The 14,987-nt window shown below is 52.5% G+C and carries 15 protein-coding genes; 9 read left to right on the top strand and 6 right to left on the bottom strand.

Features of this window, described 5'->3' with window-relative positions; all coding sequences use genetic code 11:
• Positions 1-582 precede the first annotated feature (582 nt).
• Together EJP87_RS07355 and EJP87_RS07350 are read left to right on the top strand one after the other, a co-directional pair.
• Positions 583-1,257 (top strand): class I SAM-dependent methyltransferase, encoded by a 675-nt coding sequence (locus EJP87_RS07355; protein WP_130471216.1) that lies wholly within the window; start codon positions 583-585, stop codon positions 1,255-1,257.
• A gap of 249 nt (positions 1,258-1,506) precedes the next feature.
• The gene (locus tag EJP87_RS07350) at positions 1,507-2,466 is read left to right on the top strand and encodes an alginate O-acetyltransferase AlgX-related protein (protein ID WP_130471215.1); all 960 of its coding nucleotides are present in this window, start codon (positions 1,507-1,509) and stop codon (positions 2,464-2,466) included.
• Between the two features lie 118 nt (positions 2,467-2,584).
• Here EJP87_RS07350 and EJP87_RS07345 read toward each other — a convergent pair whose 3' ends face one another.
• From EJP87_RS07345 to EJP87_RS17740, 6 genes are all read right to left on the bottom strand, one after another.
• A complete protein-coding gene (locus EJP87_RS07345; protein ID WP_193771218.1) occupies positions 2,585-3,712 on the bottom strand; it encodes a response regulator transcription factor in 1,128 nt (375 codons plus the stop codon).
• 75 nt (positions 3,713-3,787) lie between these two features.
• Entirely contained in the window at positions 3,788-5,149 is a 1,362-nt protein-coding gene (locus tag EJP87_RS07340) for a sensor histidine kinase (RefSeq protein WP_130471213.1), read from the bottom strand.
• Positions 5,150-5,514: 365 nt separating this feature from the next.
• Positions 5,515-6,573 carry a tRNA (adenosine(37)-N6)-threonylcarbamoyltransferase complex transferase subunit TsaD gene (tsaD, locus tag EJP87_RS07335; RefSeq protein WP_193771217.1) on the bottom strand — a complete coding sequence of 353 codons (1,059 nt, stop codon included), beginning with the start codon at positions 6,571-6,573 and terminating at the stop codon, positions 5,515-5,517.
• A 174-nt stretch (positions 6,574-6,747) separates the two neighbouring features.
• On the bottom strand, positions 6,748-7,167 hold the full coding sequence (locus EJP87_RS07330) for a response regulator (protein ID WP_130471212.1): 420 nt from the start codon (positions 7,165-7,167) through the stop codon (positions 6,748-6,750).
• A complete protein-coding gene (locus EJP87_RS07325; RefSeq protein ID WP_130471211.1) occupies positions 7,164-7,922 on the bottom strand; it encodes a response regulator in 759 nt (252 codons plus the stop codon). Before EJP87_RS07325 ends, EJP87_RS07330 begins: the two co-directional genes overlap by 4 nt.
• Positions 7,923-7,939: 17 nt before the next feature.
• The gene (locus EJP87_RS17740; RefSeq protein ID WP_193771216.1) at positions 7,940-8,251 is read right to left on the bottom strand and encodes an Hpt domain-containing protein; all 312 of its coding nucleotides are present in this window, start codon (positions 8,249-8,251) and stop codon (positions 7,940-7,942) included.
• Positions 8,252-8,551: 300 nt separating this feature from the next.
• Between EJP87_RS17740 and lolA the strand changes: the two genes are divergently transcribed.
• From lolA to EJP87_RS07285, 7 genes are all read left to right on the top strand, one after another.
• Positions 8,552-9,217, top strand: a complete 666-nt coding sequence (gene lolA / locus EJP87_RS07315; RefSeq protein WP_193771215.1) for an outer membrane lipoprotein periplasmic chaperone LolA — start codon at positions 8,552-8,554, stop codon at positions 9,215-9,217.
• A gap of 34 nt (positions 9,218-9,251) precedes the next feature.
• Positions 9,252-9,740, top strand: coding sequence for a YajQ family cyclic di-GMP-binding protein (locus tag EJP87_RS07310; RefSeq protein WP_130471208.1), 489 nt, complete (start codon positions 9,252-9,254; stop codon positions 9,738-9,740).
• 3 nt (positions 9,741-9,743) lie between these two features.
• Entirely contained in the window at positions 9,744-11,231 is a 1,488-nt protein-coding gene (rimO, locus tag EJP87_RS07305) for a 30S ribosomal protein S12 methylthiotransferase RimO (protein WP_130471207.1), read from the top strand.
• Positions 11,228-11,920 carry an ABC transporter ATP-binding protein gene (locus tag EJP87_RS07300; RefSeq protein WP_130471206.1) on the top strand — a complete coding sequence of 231 codons (693 nt, stop codon included), beginning with the start codon at positions 11,228-11,230 and terminating at the stop codon, positions 11,918-11,920. Before rimO ends, EJP87_RS07300 begins: the two co-directional genes overlap by 4 nt.
• Positions 11,907-12,602, top strand: coding sequence for a site-2 protease family protein (locus tag EJP87_RS07295; RefSeq protein ID WP_130471205.1), 696 nt, complete (start codon positions 11,907-11,909; stop codon positions 12,600-12,602). The genes EJP87_RS07300 and EJP87_RS07295 overlap by 14 nt, the downstream gene beginning before the upstream one ends.
• Before the next feature lie 48 nt (positions 12,603-12,650).
• The gene (trpS, locus tag EJP87_RS07290) at positions 12,651-13,667 is read left to right on the top strand and encodes a tryptophan--tRNA ligase (RefSeq protein ID WP_130471204.1); all 1,017 of its coding nucleotides are present in this window, start codon (positions 12,651-12,653) and stop codon (positions 13,665-13,667) included.
• A gap of 64 nt (positions 13,668-13,731) precedes the next feature.
• Positions 13,732-14,987: pseudouridine synthase (locus EJP87_RS07285; protein ID WP_130471203.1), on the top strand; the 1,256-nt coding region annotated here is incomplete at its 3' end.

Genomic DNA, 14,987 nt, shown 5'->3' with positions numbered 1-14,987 from the left:
GAAATTCATGCACACAATTCTATCATAATCGAATTTTAATGTATAGTTTCAATGCGTTATTCTTTTTGAGGAGGCCCCAAGTAATGGCAATACATGCCATCAATATGGATAGTGTTCACTCTGCATGATGTGTATGTTTGTGCTCTCTTTACACAAATTATGTCTTGTGATAAAGTGATCCATAACTGGTTTTCTGATGGAGACTATAATAATATTTAATGAGATTTTGTGCCAGTTTGCTTGCCATTGGGTGGTATGCCCGCGCTCAAGATGCAGCAGGGCTCAATCTTTGTGTGTGTATGGTGCCTGATTTTGCTATTGGTCATCTTTTAAGAATATATGACCAGTTCGGCATCTTGTCGGCTGTTGGGACTGCTGTGCAGGAGCAGAGCAGCCATATGAAATAATCCAACCACTGCGAGTGGTGCGCTGCTGTTTGTTTTGCATACATCCGGTTTTTTTGCGGCAACGCTTTGTTTTGTCATTGTTTTAGCAATGATCTGCTCGGGCTTTGCTGTTTTGCATGGTGTAAACAACTGGTATTTTCTTGTTCAATGATTGTTTGATTGTGGAGAATATATTATGGGTGAATATGTCGATTTTAATGTATTAAATTCAATGAGAAGCATGACCAAAAGAGATTATACAGAAAGGATATGCAAAAATAATAAATTAAATTTAGTTGAAAAAGCTATGATGCTTGATCGGGAATATTGGGATGGAGATCGTTCATCTGGATATGGCGGATATAAATATATACCTGGACATTGGACCCCTCTGGCTGCTGCACTGATAGAGCATTATAAGTTGCCAGATGATGCAAAAATATTGGATATTGGATGCGGTAAAGGTTATCTGTTGTATGAGTTTAAGTTGCTGCTGCCAAATGCCACCGTTTTTGGATTAGATGCCTCTCACTATTCGGTAGAAAATGCCAAAGAAGAGGTGAAAGATAATATTCAAGTAGGGAGCGCTAACAGTTTACCGTATCAGGATGCCAACTTTGATTTGGTAATCTCACTGAACGCACTGCAGATCTTGACAAACTATGATTTGTTCAAAGCGCTTAAGGAAATTGAACGTGTGGGCAAACAGCATAAATGGATCCTGATTGAATCATACAGGAATGAAGAAGAAAAATTGAACATGCTGAATTGGCAGTTGACACAAAGGACTTTTTATCGCATCGATGAGTGGCAGTGGTTTATGGATTTGGCTGGATATTCAGGAGATTATGCGTTCACTTTTTATCAATAATGGTTTTTACCGCTTGCTTTTCTTGCTCTTTTTGCGTGTACCCTGTGATCTGGGCTGGGTATACATGAAATGGCTCTCACGCAGAATTGGGGTGTCCAAAAACACCCCATTTTGCTTGATTTTTTTGGCCGGATGCGGCTTGTACCAATCGTTACACATTTTATTAAAATGCGATCTGCTCAATGATTTATTGTTATTATGAGGTTTTTGATGACAATCGGTGATATATTATCCCTGTCAGGAAAGCAATTGTCCCAATTTGAAAGTTTGGTGACTATAGAAAGAGAGTTAAGCAGCAAGAATCTTGTTTTGTTTGATAAATATTATGCGTTGCCTCCGGGAGAAAAGTCAAAAAATGGTGTTGTCATCGCTGGATATTGTGGCTATTTCTTTGTGACCGATGGTTCCAATCATTGGGAAAATCAAATTTTCGGCAATATTTCGCTGTCTGAGAGGGGAGTGAATGCCTGGCAGCACCTCTTGCAGCAACGCCTGGAAAAAGCCAACGCACTCAATATCCAGATCGTGCACACCGTTGTACCAGAAAAACAATTAATTTTTCCGATGTTTCGTTGGAAAAGAAATGCCAGAGATTGGGGTGATCCCAACATTGATTATGATTTCAAGAAGAGGCCGATCAAAACGATCTTGAATGTGCTCCCTTCCGGGTTAAAATTTATCTATCCTATTGATCTGCTGCGAGCTTTGCAGCCATATTGCGAACTCTATTATCGTGGTGACAGCCATTGGTGTGCTTCAGGGTGTTTGGCAGTGGGTTTGGAGCTGTTGCGCTCTCTTGTTTCTCCCGCACTGGTTGAGCAGCTCTCTTTTCGGTTTGAACGTTCAACGGTGCGCCATGATCTGATGATGCACTTTTATGCGCCGCCGCCCATGGAAGAGATAATTACATTTGTGGATAATTGGTTTAGTTTAATCTATGCGAGCGATCAGTTGCGCCGGACCGGGGTGCACAATGGTATGCGATATATTTTGTTGAATAAAAATGCGCTTCAGCAAGATAAAGTGGCTGTTTATGGTGACAGCTATTCCCTGGATACCGGGTTGACCAATGTTATCTCCTGGATGTTCCGGGAGGTCCATTTTTTTAATTCCAGAAACATTAATTGGAACTATCTGACGGCAAACAATATAAAATATTTGATTTGGCAATCTGCAGAAAGATTTATGGGCAGCGTGCCTGTAGTATGATTTTGCGATGCCAACAGGAAAATATTTTTCTGGCATCTGCATGCAGATAAAGACTCTTTTCGATTCATTGCGCAAGAATGGCATGCTCCCGGATTGTCGAACATGCCTGCTCCTTTATTTACTGCCAACGGACTCCCTGCACAATCTGTTTTAAGCGACGCTCCAGATCCACCTCTTCAGAAATCAGGGCAATGGTATCTTTTTCGGCTTTGGTGATGATGGTCATCAAACAATCCTCCTGCTCCAGGCTGAGCCCGGCCCCGATGGTGTCATCAATCGCCTGTTCCATCTCCTTAATCATCTGGGAAAAGCGCATGACAATCTTGTTGCGTACTTTGGCTTGACTGGCGACAATCTCCGCTGTGGTCTGTTCGATGGAGTGCAACAGTTGGGCAAGTGCCTGCTCGCGTTTGGCCAGATGCAGACTCTTTTGCAACTCCACTAAACGGGCATCCACCCCCATGATCAACATGGCCAACATATCTTTCATCCGTCCATAGCTCTCTTCATCCTCTATGGGCAGTGCCCGAATAAACAACATCGCCTGGGTCGAAGAGAAGATGGCGCTTTTGCCAAAGGTGATCACCCGTTGATCGGTGCCACAATGGCCCAATACCGATTTTTCCAAAGGATGAATGATCGAGGTGCGATTATAAAAGGTGGCAGTGCCCGCACTGCCCAGACGCAATATTCCCTCCAATCCCAGATTGTCCAGAGTGGCAAAGAGCAGATCGGCCAAAGCCCGATGATCATTGCAGCTCAGACTCTCTTGCAAAAAGCGTAAAATCTCACCCATCTCCCCGGCGGCAGTCAAGGCGGTCATCGCTACATGCCGTGCCTCACGACTGGCCTGCTGCAGTTGCTGCATCTGGGCGCTATATTCCAACAACAGAGCAATTTTGCTGCTCAGTTCATCGATGGCAAACGGTTTGACCAGATAGTCGTCACCGCCCGCCTGATAACCGGCCATACGCTCTTCCAGAGAGCCCAAGGCAGAGACAAAAATGATCGGGATGTGCGGCAGATCCTCATCCTCGCGCAGTTGCCGACACACCTCCAGACCGGTCAGGGGAGACATTTTGACATCCAACAGGATCAGATCCGGCAGACGCTCTTTGACGGCAGCAAGGCAGGAGGGGCCATCAGCCAGGCACTCAATTACATACTCCTCCTCCAGAGCCTCGCGCAGAATCTCCCGATTCATCGCTTCATCATCCACTGCCAAAATATAGGCTTGTTTGCTCATCTGCGAATTCCCTTTCTTTATTGGTGTGGCCTCCAGCATCTTTGTTCGTCTGCCTGCACGACAGCAATGCTGGTTTTACACGCTTTCGGTTACAGTAGCACAGTCACCGCCGGGTTGGGCAAGCGGAATGATGAAGGTGACTGCAGCACCTTGTTCCAAGCCGCTCTGTGCAAAGATCTTGCCGCGATGTGCCAAAACAATCTCTTGGCAAATGGCCAAGCCCAAACCGGTTCCTCCTAAACTGCTTTTTGTTTTGCTGCTTTGCACAAATTTGTCAAAAATTCCCTCCAACTCATTTTCCGGAATACCCATCCCATAATCGCGGATCGTTATCCCAAGAGCCGCCTGCAGAGCGGTATCGGTAGCCCGCCGTCCACTGGCCAACTGCTCAGAGGAGAGGATAATCTCAATCCGTTGCTCTGCGGGCGAAAATTTGCTGGCATTGTTCAGCAAATTGCGTACTACCTGGGCCATGCGCGTGCCGTCACAATGGACCAGAAAAGAGTCTGTCTGCTCCTTGATCTGAATCTGCAACCGTTTTTCCTCAAACCATGCCTCCTGACTGGTGAGTACCTCCTCGATGATCTGGCGTAGGTTGACCTCGGCAAACTGATAGCGCATTCGTCCCGACTCCATTTTGGCCAAATCCAACAGATCATTCAACAGCTCAAGCAGTCGCTGACCACTGTTCTGAATCTGGGTAAAATAGTGGAGCAGCTTCTCTGGGCTGGCGCTGTTGCTCTTTCGGATGCCGAAGGTGGCAAAACTGAGGATGCCATGCAAGGGTGTACGCAGTTCGTGGCTCATATTGGCCAAAAAGATGCTTTTCGCCTGATAGGCTGCTTCCACTTTGGCGCGGGAATCCTGCAAGCCCTGCAAGGTTTTGTCGATGCGTTGTTCCTGATGGGCTAAAGTTTCAGCCAAATGGTTGATCAAATTGCCTAATTTTTGGTAGAGCAGGCTGTATTGACTGCCGGAAAAATGGACCCGTGTGCTATAATCCCCATGGGCCAAACGCTCCAGATGTTGGGCAAGGCAGGTGATGCGCAGTACAAAGAGTTTGCGGGTCAAGGCCGAAAACAGCCCCAGCAGGGGAATCAACACAAAGAGCAGGATGGCAAGCCCTGCGGTTTCCCATGCCGATTCTGCGAGGTGTTTGTTATCGCTCAACAAAGGGGCTGTCTGTTGCAACAGTTCTGACAGATGCAAAAAATAGATTCCTGAGCACAGCAGGGCCAAAGAGGTCAAGAAGGTATATAAAAACAAGGTGATTTCCACCCTGGTATGGGAAAGCCACGCAAACAGCCATCCTTGGCGATGTTGACTGGCATAGTGCAGCAGAAAGGTGGATACACTGGAGTACTTGCTGTGGTCAGGAGCTGCAAAGGGACAAGCGGGAGATGTGGCGCCGTCACTCTGTTTTGCAGGAGGGGTCATGGCCGTTGTTCCTTTCTTGGTAACTGTTCACCACACAAAGCAACTGCGGGTCCAGGGAGGGCACCTCCCTGGTGGAGTCCAGAGGCAAAGCCTCTGGGATTTTGTTTTAATCTTTTGCCTTTGGCGCGCTTTTCACACGAAGCCGACGCGCTTTTTGCGTCGGCTTAAGCGCCTAATGGAAGCAAGCAGTGCGGATTGGCGCGCCTTTTTGCGCCAATTTGCACAGCATCCCCATGGGGGTAGAGCTGGCGAGCCAGCACGAATCTGAATAGTTACATAATTTCAAATATTTTTGGCGTCAATTTTCTCTCTCTTCTCTCTCTTCTCTCTCTTCTCTCCTGACAGCAAGCTTTGCTCTTTTTCTTCTATTGTCTGTGGCTGTTAGCCGCCAGTTCTGGAGTGGCCAGCTCTGCCATGGGCCAGCGTGGGCGGACCGTAAGCGAGGGATCACTCAGTTGACCGCGACGCAAACGCTCTTCGCCAGCCAGGGCGATCATCGCTCCATTATCGGTACAGAAGGCCAGTGGGGGGGCATATATGCGCAACTGGGGATGGGCTCTCTGTCGCAACAACTGGCGCAATCGTTGGTTGGCACCGACACCTCCGGCGACAAGCAGACGACTGCTGCCCACGGCCCGACAGGCGGCCAGTGACTTTTCCACCAACACCTCGACCAGCGCTTCTTGATAAGAGGCGGCAATATCACGTGCTGTCTGGGTATCCTTGTCCACGGGATGGTGCAGCAGATGGGTGCGCAAGGCGGTTTTGAGACCGGAAAATGAAAAATCAAAGCGCTGTCGGTCCAACCATGCGCGTGGAAAACGGATGGCCTGGGGATCTCCCCCTTCGGCCAAGGCGGCAATCGCTGGACCTCCTGGATAGTTTAATCCCAACAGTCTGGCCCCTTTGTCAAAAGCCTCACCGGCCGCATCATCGCGGGTCTGCCCCAACAGGGTATAGGAACCAAAGGCTTGGGCATGCAGCAACCAGGTGTGTCCTCCAGAGACCAGCAGAGCCACAAAGGGAAAGGCACAATCGCTCGCTGCTTCATCGGGACGGCGCAAAAAGGGGCTTAAGAGATGTCCCTCCATATGGTGAATGCCCAGCAGTGGTTTTTGCACGGCCAAGGCCAACCCTTTGCCAAAGGTGAGACCAACCAGCAAGCCACCGATCAATCCTGGTCCAGAGGTCACGGCGATGGCGTGCAGATCTGCCGCTTGACGATTGGCACGCCATAAGGCTTCACTGACCACCGGGTAGATGTTGTTGATATGGGCCCGACTGGCCAACTCCGGCACCACGCCACCATATTCGGCATGGACATCAATCTGACCCTGGACCACATTGGACAAGACAATGCCCTCTTCGACCACTGCCGCCGAGGTTTCATCACAACTGCTTTCAATGCCGAGAATGGTCATCATGCGTCCATCAATATGCTGTAGCGCCAACAGGTTCAGAGTTTGTGCAAAAATCTGCTGCGCGGCGCTGTGTGGGGGTTGCGGGTTGTTTGCTTTTGCCTTTGTCTGAGTTGCCCCTGTCGTATCCGCGCCCGTGTCTGGCGCAGTATCTGCTCGTCACGATCGCTGCGCACGTTATTAGGCGAGGGGGGAGGGTTGTGCAGAGGGGCTCTGCAGCTCTGCCGAGGTGTTGTGCAGCACTTCGTTGATCAGTTGCAACAGCTCCATGCGCACAAAAGGTTTGGCCATGGTACGGAAGGCGCCCATTTTGCGGGCAATATGCAGGCTGGTCTCCGCAGTCAAAATCATCCCTCCACCAGAGAGGGCAATGACCGGAGTGGTCGGGCAGGTGGCCATCAGTTCGCGAATCACCGCCAAACCGTCGGTGCCAGGCATCAAAATATCGGTGATCACCAAAGCAATTTGGTGATGCTGAAACATCTCCAGCCCCTCTTCACCACCAGAGGCCAGAAGCACGGTAAAACCGGCATCTTCCAGGATCGATTTGACCAGGTAACGAGTAGCCGGATCATCATCGATCACCAGAATGTGCTTCATGTGTGGTCTCCCACCTTTTCCACCCGAGCGGAGAGCACATAGCCCAGGCCACGTACTGTTTTGATCAGTTCCGGGGTGCGAGAGTCCTCGCGCAGGCGACGGCGCAGGCGACTGACCTGCATGTCGATCGTGCGGTCATAGGTTTCGCTCTCTTTGCTGGCGGAATATTCCAGCAACTGTTCGCGGGTGAGAACCTGATTGGGATAGTTGAGAAAAATGCGCAGCAGCGCAAACTCGCTGCCGCTTAAGAAGACCTTCTCTTCTTGTGGGGTATAGAGTTGCCTGGTGGGCACATCAAGGCGCCAACCGGCAAAATGGTAGGCGATATTCTCTTCGTTGCTGTTGTGTGTGCGGGCGGTTTTTTCGGGCTGCATGGTGGAGCGGGTGCGCCGGAGCACACTGCGTACCCGTGCCAGCAACTCGCGGGGGTGAAAGGGTTTGGGCAGATAGTCATCGGCACCCATCTCCAGGCCGATGATACGATCGACATCTTCACCACGGGCGCTCAGTATGATCACCGGCAGATCGGAGGTGGCGCGCAGATTGCGGCACAAAACCAGACCATCTTCATCCGGCAACATCAAGTCAAGGACTATCAGATCGACGCTGGCCTGATCCAACATGTTCCACAACCCTTTGCCATCCGGGACCACGCTGACCCGAAAGCCATTTTTTTCAAAAAAGCGGCTGACCAGAGTGCAGATGTCGGGGTCGTCATCGACAATCAGAATATGATCCGCAGAAGCTGTTGCCATGTGCGCGTTCCGTATCCTTACAGATAGACAATATCGAGTTGTTCAAGATAGAGAGCCAACTCTTGGATCAAGGGGGCCAAGGCAGCGCTGTCCTGGCTGATGGCGGCCTGTTCCAAGGCGATGCCAATCTGACTGATGGCATCCAGACCATATCCGGCTCCGGTACCTTTCATGCGATGCCCCAGCACCTTCATGGCGGCAAAATCATTTTTAGTCAGCAAATCGGTTAATTGCAGAACATCCTTGCGCCGGTTGTCCAGATAGGAGGGGATGATCTCCTCCAGATCCCGGTCGATCTGTACCTGCACTTTGTGGGGCTCTCCGGCCATGGTATGACTCCTTACTGCATGGTGCCTCTTACGCACAGGAGTGCGGCAAAAAAACAATTTCTTCTCCTTGTGACATAACAACAGATCATAATACATTTTGTGGCAAACGAAAACCTTTGCAGCGCATGTTTTTGGAAATTTCTTGCCCAGGAGAGTGGAATCGTGCATCAATGGTGAAGAAACGGAAAAATGGGTGACGAACATCCTTGCTTCGTTGACAAAAATCCCCCATTGTCCCGCTTTTTTCCTGGGCTGTGCTGGTGGGTTGGGTGTCTGGTTGGTTTGCTATAGGGGATGGCTATGCGCAGAGGATGGTTGTTTTTGTGGCTCTGTTTTCTGCCTGTGGGTGGGTGGAGTGCCGGAGCCGAAAGCAAAGGGGTGCCGCCACTGGTGGAGCGGGTGCAACTGTTTTTGAATAAAGTAAAAACCCTGGAGGCTGAATTTTATCAGCGCATTGAAAATCCAGAGGCGGGTGTGCCAGGAGAGAGTCAAGGCCAGATCAGTACCTCCAAGCCCGGACGCTTTCGTTGGGATTATCAACAACCCTATGAGCAAACCATTGTTTCGGACGGGCAGAGCATCTGGTTGTATGAGCCGGATTTGGCCCAGGTGACAGTGACCAAAGCCTCGCGTTTGGATCAGACTCCGGCCCTCCTGCTGGCCAACTCGGTCTCCCTGGTGCAGAGCTTTACCTGGGAGGTCAGTGAAGAGCCCCATTTGCACCTGCCGGCTCTGCGTCTGTTTCCCCGCCAGGGAGGATCGGTCAAAGAGATCACCCTGGTGCTGCATCCAGAGCGCGACGAGTTGCTGAAATTGACCACCCAGGACTCCTTGGGCCATGTTTCCCACTTTACCTTTCGTGGCATGCGCATCAATCAGTCGGTTCCTGCAGAGCGTTTCCGCTTGGCAATCCCGCCGGGTGTGGATATTATTGAAGATCGTGCTCAGTCATCCGACCCCTCCTGAGGGGAACCATTTTTGTGCGTAAGCAGGAGTTGCCATGCCATCTTTCGACATTGTTTCGGAAACCGATCTGCAAGAGGTGGATAATGCCGTCAACCAGGTGAGTAAAGAGATTATCACCCGCTATGATTTCAAGAATGCCAAATGCCGGGTGGAGCGCAAAGAGGCTGAGATCACCCTGCATGCCGATGATGAATATAAACGGGAACAGGTGATCGAGATTCTTAAGGAGAAGTTGATTCGTCGCAAGGTGGATATTCGGGTTTTGGATTATGGTACGGTCGAACCGGCATCCGGGGGGACAGTGCGGCAAGTGGTCACTGTACGCCAGGGGATCGAAGCCGAACTGGCCAAAAAACTGGTCAAAATGATCAAGGATTCCAAAATCAAGGTGCAGGCGGCGATTCAGGGCGTTGAGTTGCGGATCACCGGCAAAAAACGGGATGATCTGCAGGAGGTGATCACTCTGCTCAAAGCGGATACCTCGATCGAGCAGCCCTTGCAGTTTACCAATTTTCGGGATTAGAGCATGTCCTCTTCCGGGCAGGGCAGGCGTGTCGGTTTGATCTCGCTGGGATGTCCGAAAAATCGGGTGGATAGCGAACAGTTGCTGGGTCAATTTTTGCAACAGGGCTACAGTGTGACCGCTGATGCCACAGAGGCCGATCTCTTGGTGGTCAATACCTGTGGCTTCAAGGCCGATGCCGAAGAGGAGTCGCGGGCTGCCATCTTGGAGATGGCGGCCCTGAAAGAGCGCTATCCCGGCAAACGTCTGCTGGTGACCGGTTGTCTGTCGCAACGCTATGGCCATGCCTTGGCCGAACAGATTCCGGCTATCGATCTGTTGGTTGGTTCGGCACAGTATGATCGGCTGCTGCCGTTGCTGGCTCTCCAGCAGCGTGAAGGAAAAAAGATCATCCAGGTTGAGGCGCCTGGTCCGCCGCTGCCGCTGCGCCCTGCCGTTGCCGGGCAACAGGCCGAAGAGAGAACTGATCTGCAGAGGGAGAGTCTGCCTGCAGCAGCAGCGCCTGCGCCAGCTCCACAGCGGTTGCTGACCACGCTTCCCCATTCCGCCTATGTCAAAATAGCCGAAGGGTGTAACAACAGTTGCTCCTTTTGTATTATTCCGCAACTGCGTGGTCGCTTTCGCTCCCGTCCTCCGGAAGAGATCCTTGCCGAGGTCCAGGCTTTGGCAGCCCAGGGGGTGTTGGAGATCAATCTGGTCTCCCAGGACAGCACCCTCTACGGACGGGATCTGCAGCCACGCAGCTCGTTGGCAGCTCTGTTGCGGCTGTTGGCCAAGGTGGAAGGAGTGGCCTGGATTCGCACTCTCTATCTCTATCCCACCCTGGTCACCACTGAGCTGTTGCAGGTGATGGCTGAAGAAGAAAAAATCGTCCCCTATCTGGATATTCCTTTGCAGCATGCCCATTCGGCTGTATTGACACGCATGCGCCGGGCCGAACGCGCCGAGGATATTCAACGCCTGCTGCAACAGATTGACCACTATCTGCCGCAAGCAACCCTGCGCACCACCTTTATCGTCGGTTTTCCCGGTGAAAGCGCTGCCGAGTTTGCCCAGTTGCTGGATCTGGTTGGGCAGGAGTGGTTTGACCATGTGGGAGTCTTTACCTATTCCGATGAGCTGGGCTGTAGCGCCTATGGCCTGCCCGACAAGGTGGATGCTGCGCTGGCCGAGGAGCGGCGTCAGCAACTGCTGGCCAAACAACAGCCGATCAGTCGGCGCAAATTGCGTCGTTGGCTTGGCAAAAAGCTGGAGGTTCTGGTGGAGCAGAGGTCTGCGGAACATTCCGGGTTGATGCTTGGTCGAAGCAAAGGCCAGGCTCCAGAGATTGATGGGGTGGTCTATATCAATGCCGGTCAGCCGCCTGCGGGCACTCTGTTGCCGGTAATCATTACCGAAAGCCATGAATATGATCTGGTGGGCCATCCGGCGGCGTTGCGGGTGCAGAGATCTCCCAGCCGGGTCAACAGCAGAAAACGGATAAGACAATGAGCGAAATGCTTTTGGAAGCGCGTGAACTGCGCAAATCCTTCCACTCCTCCAACCAGGAGTTTGAGGTGTTGCGTGGGGTCAATCTCACCTTGAGGCGGGGAGAGATGGTGGCTCTGCTGGGGGTTTCGGGAACCGGCAAAAGCACATTGATCCAGATTTTGGGGGCTCTGGATCGGCCCAGCAGTGGCACCGTTGTGGTGGATGGTACCGATCTGTTTGCGCTGTCACAAAACAAATGTGCCGCCTTTCGCAACCGGCGCATCGGTTTTATCTATCAATCGCATCGCCTGTTGCCGGAGTTTAGCGCAATCGAAAATGTGATGTTGCCCTTGTTGATTGGGCGCAGCCCGCGACGGGAAGCTTTGGCGCGGGCAGAACAGGCGTTGCACGAGGTGGAGTTGGCGCATCGTCTGCACCATCGTCCGGGGCAGATGTCGGGTGGCGAACAACAACGGGTAGCTATCGCCCGGGCTGTGGTGAGCAATCCTGACCTGCTGCTGGCCGACGAACCCACCGGCAATCTGGATCGCAAAACCGCCCAGGGGGTCTTTCATCTGCTCAAAGAGCTCAACCGCAGCAAAGGATTGACCTGTTTGATGGTGACCCACAACATGGAGTTGGCCGCCGATCTGGATCGGCGTATTCATCTGATTGACGGGCAACTGGTGGAAGGGCATGAACAGCACTAACCTGATTTATAACCTCCTGGTCTGGGCTCCAGGGGTGATCTTTGCCATCACGTTGCATGAGTGGGCCCATGGCTTTGCGGCAGCACGCTATGGTGATCCGACCCCGGAGCGCATGGGGCGCTTGACCCTGAATCCTCTGCCGCATATCGATCCGATGATGACGCTGTTGGTGCCGGGACTGTTGCTGGTGACCTCGCTGATGACCATGGGGTCGCCAATCTTGTTTGGTGGTGCCAAACCGGTGCCCATCAATCCCAACGCCTTCCGTGATCGGCATGGGCAGCGTCTGCGCGGGATGGCGATGCGTCTGGCCTTGATTGTGGTGGCCGGGGCAGGTCCGTTGAGCAACTTTTTGCAGGCTGCAGTCGCGGCGATAGCCTTGCATCTGTTGGCTGTTTCCACCGATGCTCCCTCCTTTTTTTTGGTGGATATGCTGCTGGCCATGATCAAAATGAATGTCATTCTGGGGGTCTTCAATCTGTTGCCTCTGCCACCATTGGATGGAGGGCGCATTCTGGTTGCGCTGTTGCCTCCGCCCATGGATCAGGCCCTGGCTGCCATGGAACGCATCGGTTTGGCATTGGTATTGTTGTTGGCCTTTTCCGGCATGTTGGGCTCTGTATTGGGGCCGATCATCTCCTCTGTTACCCGCTTTTTTATCCGCCAGGCTCTCTCTTCCTGATGGCTCAGGGAGAGGGTTCTGTCTTCATTGTCTTGGAGTTTTTCTGCCGTGACTGCTTCTTCCTCTTTGCCGACCGTTTTTAGTGGTGCCCAACCGACCGGACAGTTGACCTTGGGCAACTATATGGGTGCACTGCGCACTTGGGTACGCATGCAGCAGGACTATTCCTGCATCTTTTGTGTGGTGGATCTGCATGCCTTGACCGTGCGTCAGGATCCACAACAGCTCCGGGAGAATATCTTTGAGTTGACAGCACTCTATCTGGCCTGCGGTATCGATCCAGAACGCAGCATTATCTTTCTGCAAAGCCATGTGCCGGCCCATTCCGAGCTGGCCTGGTTTTTGTCCACCTTTACCCAAATGGGTGAATTGGAGCGCATGACCCAATTCAAGGATAAGGCGCAGCAACACCAACAAAATATCAATGCCGCTCTTTTTACCTATCCGGTTTTGATGGCGGCAGATATTCTGCTCTACCAGACCCACAAGGTGCCGGTCGGCGAAGATCAAAAACAGCACCTGGAACTGACTCGTGATGTTGCCATTCGCTTTAACGGTCTCTATGGTCCGGTTTTTCGCGTGCCAGAGCCGTTGATTGGCAACGATGGCGTGGCACGGGTCAAAGATCTGCAGGAACCCAGCAAAAAAATGTCCAAAAGTGCCCTCTCCGAACTGGCACGGGTGATGTTGCTCGATGAACCCGATGCCATCGTCAAAAAGTTTAAAAAAGCGGTGACCGATACTTTGGGGGTGATCCAATATGATGAGGTAAACCAACCTGGAGTGGCCAATCTGCTCAATATTTGGTGCGCAGCCACCGGTAACAGTCGTGAACAGGCGTTGAGCCATTTTGCCCATAATCAGTATGGCAAATTAAAAATGGAGACCGCTGAGGCGGTGAATGCTCTTCTGCAACCGATCCGTAGCCGTTTTTTGCAGCTCAACAGCGATCGAGGGCAACTGCAGGAGCTGTTGCTGCGTGGGGCCGAGCAGGCACGCGCCCAGGCCAGACAGACGATGGATCAGGTTCGTTCGGTTCTGGGTCTGCCAAAAGCCTTTCAGTAAAGAGGTTGCCACTCCCGGTGGAATGGCAAGCCTACACTATAAACCCTTTTTTTAGGTGTAAATCATGGCAGTTGAAGCGGTCCGGTTGCAAAAATGGTTGGCAGAAGCAGGTCTGTGCTCCCGCCGCGAGGGAGAGGAGTGGATCCTGCATGGCCGGGTCACTGTCAACGGTGTGGTGGTCAAGGAGTTGGGCAATAAGGTCAGCCGTGGCGATCAGGTGTTGGTGGATGGTCGTCTGGCGGTGCCGTTGCAGGAGCCCGTGCGGGTGGTGATGCTGCACAAACCAGCGGGAGTGGTCTGTACCCGCAAAGATCCAGAAAATCGGCGCAGTGTCTTTGAGCTGCTGCCCGCCGAGCAAGCGAGGATGATCAGTATCGGTCGTTTGGATTATAACTCGGAAGGCTTGTTGCTCTTTACCAATCATGGCGAACTGGCCCATCAGTTGATGCACCCCAGTACACAGATTCCCCGCACCTATCGGGTGCGCGTGCATGGACGGATCGATGCCGCCATGTTGGCCCGCTTGCAGGAGGGGGTGCTCCTGGAGGATGGACCAACCGGTCCTTTGTCGCTGACGGTGGATCAAGTGCCAGGGGCCAACAGTTGGTTGACCATCACCTTGAACGAAGGGCGTAACCGTATTGTGCGGCGTATCTTTGCCGCTGTGGATATGGAGGTTTCCCGCCTGCTGCGCACCCAATATGGTACCTGTGAATTGGCTGATTTGCCGCGTGGAGAGTGGCGCCTGCTCACGATGCCAGAGATCAAGGCGCTGCTTTCCACTTATAAAATTAAAGTGGGCAATCTGCCAGAGGGTAGAGCGCGCTCTGCATCCGCATCGACTTCCTCCTCAGCAGAGGCCAAAGGCGCACCTGCAGCCCGGTCGCAGAGCAGAGGGCAGCCAGCGAGAACAGAAAATTCAACTTTTGGCCAATCCTCGCGCAGCGGGGAAGGGCGGGACGGAGGCCGTTCCTATTCTGGAACGGGAGAGAGAGTGGAGAGAACGAGCAATAGTCGTACTGGTTTTCAATCCTCGCGCAGCGGGGAGGGTCGTGACGGAGGCCGTTCCTATTCAGGAGCGGGCGAGAGAACCGAGAGAGCGAGCAGCAGTCGTTCCGGTTTTCAATCCTCGCGCAGCGGGGAGGGGCGTTCTGGGGGTGGTTCCTACTCAGGAGCGGGCGAGAGAACGGAGAGAGCGAGCAGCAGTCGTACCGGTTTTCAATCCTCACGCAGCGGGGAGGGTCGTTCTGGGGGTGGTTCCTACTCAGGAGCGGGCGAGAGAACGGAGAGAGCGAGCAGCAGTCGTACCGGTTTTCAATC

Origin of the sequence: Candidatus Magnetaquicoccus inordinatus (genome assembly GCF_004217665.1) — a bacterium.
Classification (GTDB): Bacteria; Pseudomonadota; Magnetococcia; order Magnetococcales; family Magnetaquicoccaceae; genus Magnetaquicoccus; species Magnetaquicoccus inordinatus.
This window is presented reverse-complemented; position numbering and strand designations above follow the sequence as displayed.

Coding starts and splice junctions, on each gene's coding strand:
- EJP87_RS07355 (WP_130471216.1), top strand. CDS start 583: ATGGGTGAATATGTCGATTTTAATGTATTAAATTCAATGAGAAGCATG.
- EJP87_RS07345 (WP_193771218.1), bottom strand. CDS start 3,712: ATGAGCAAACAAGCCTATATTTTGGCAGTGGATGATGAAGCGATGAAT.
- EJP87_RS07340 (WP_130471213.1), bottom strand. CDS start 5,149: ATGACCCCTCCTGCAAAACAGAGTGACGGCGCCACATCTCCCGCTTGT.
- tsaD (WP_193771217.1), bottom strand. CDS start 6,573: ATGATGACCATTCTCGGCATTGAAAGCAGTTGTGATGAAACCTCGGCG.
- EJP87_RS07330 (WP_130471212.1), bottom strand. CDS start 7,167: ATGAAGCACATTCTGGTGATCGATGATGATCCGGCTACTCGTTACCTG.
- EJP87_RS07325 (WP_130471211.1), bottom strand. CDS start 7,922: ATGGCAACAGCTTCTGCGGATCATATTCTGATTGTCGATGACGACCCC.
- EJP87_RS17740 (WP_193771216.1), bottom strand. CDS start 8,251: ATGGCCGGAGAGCCCCACAAAGTGCAGGTACAGATCGACCGGGATCTG.
- lolA (WP_193771215.1), top strand. CDS start 8,552: ATGCGCAGAGGATGGTTGTTTTTGTGGCTCTGTTTTCTGCCTGTGGGT.
- EJP87_RS07310 (WP_130471208.1), top strand. CDS start 9,252: ATGCCATCTTTCGACATTGTTTCGGAAACCGATCTGCAAGAGGTGGAT.
- rimO (WP_130471207.1), top strand. CDS start 9,744: ATGTCCTCTTCCGGGCAGGGCAGGCGTGTCGGTTTGATCTCGCTGGGA.
- EJP87_RS07300 (WP_130471206.1), top strand. CDS start 11,228: ATGAGCGAAATGCTTTTGGAAGCGCGTGAACTGCGCAAATCCTTCCAC.
- EJP87_RS07295 (WP_130471205.1), top strand. CDS start 11,907: ATGAACAGCACTAACCTGATTTATAACCTCCTGGTCTGGGCTCCAGGG.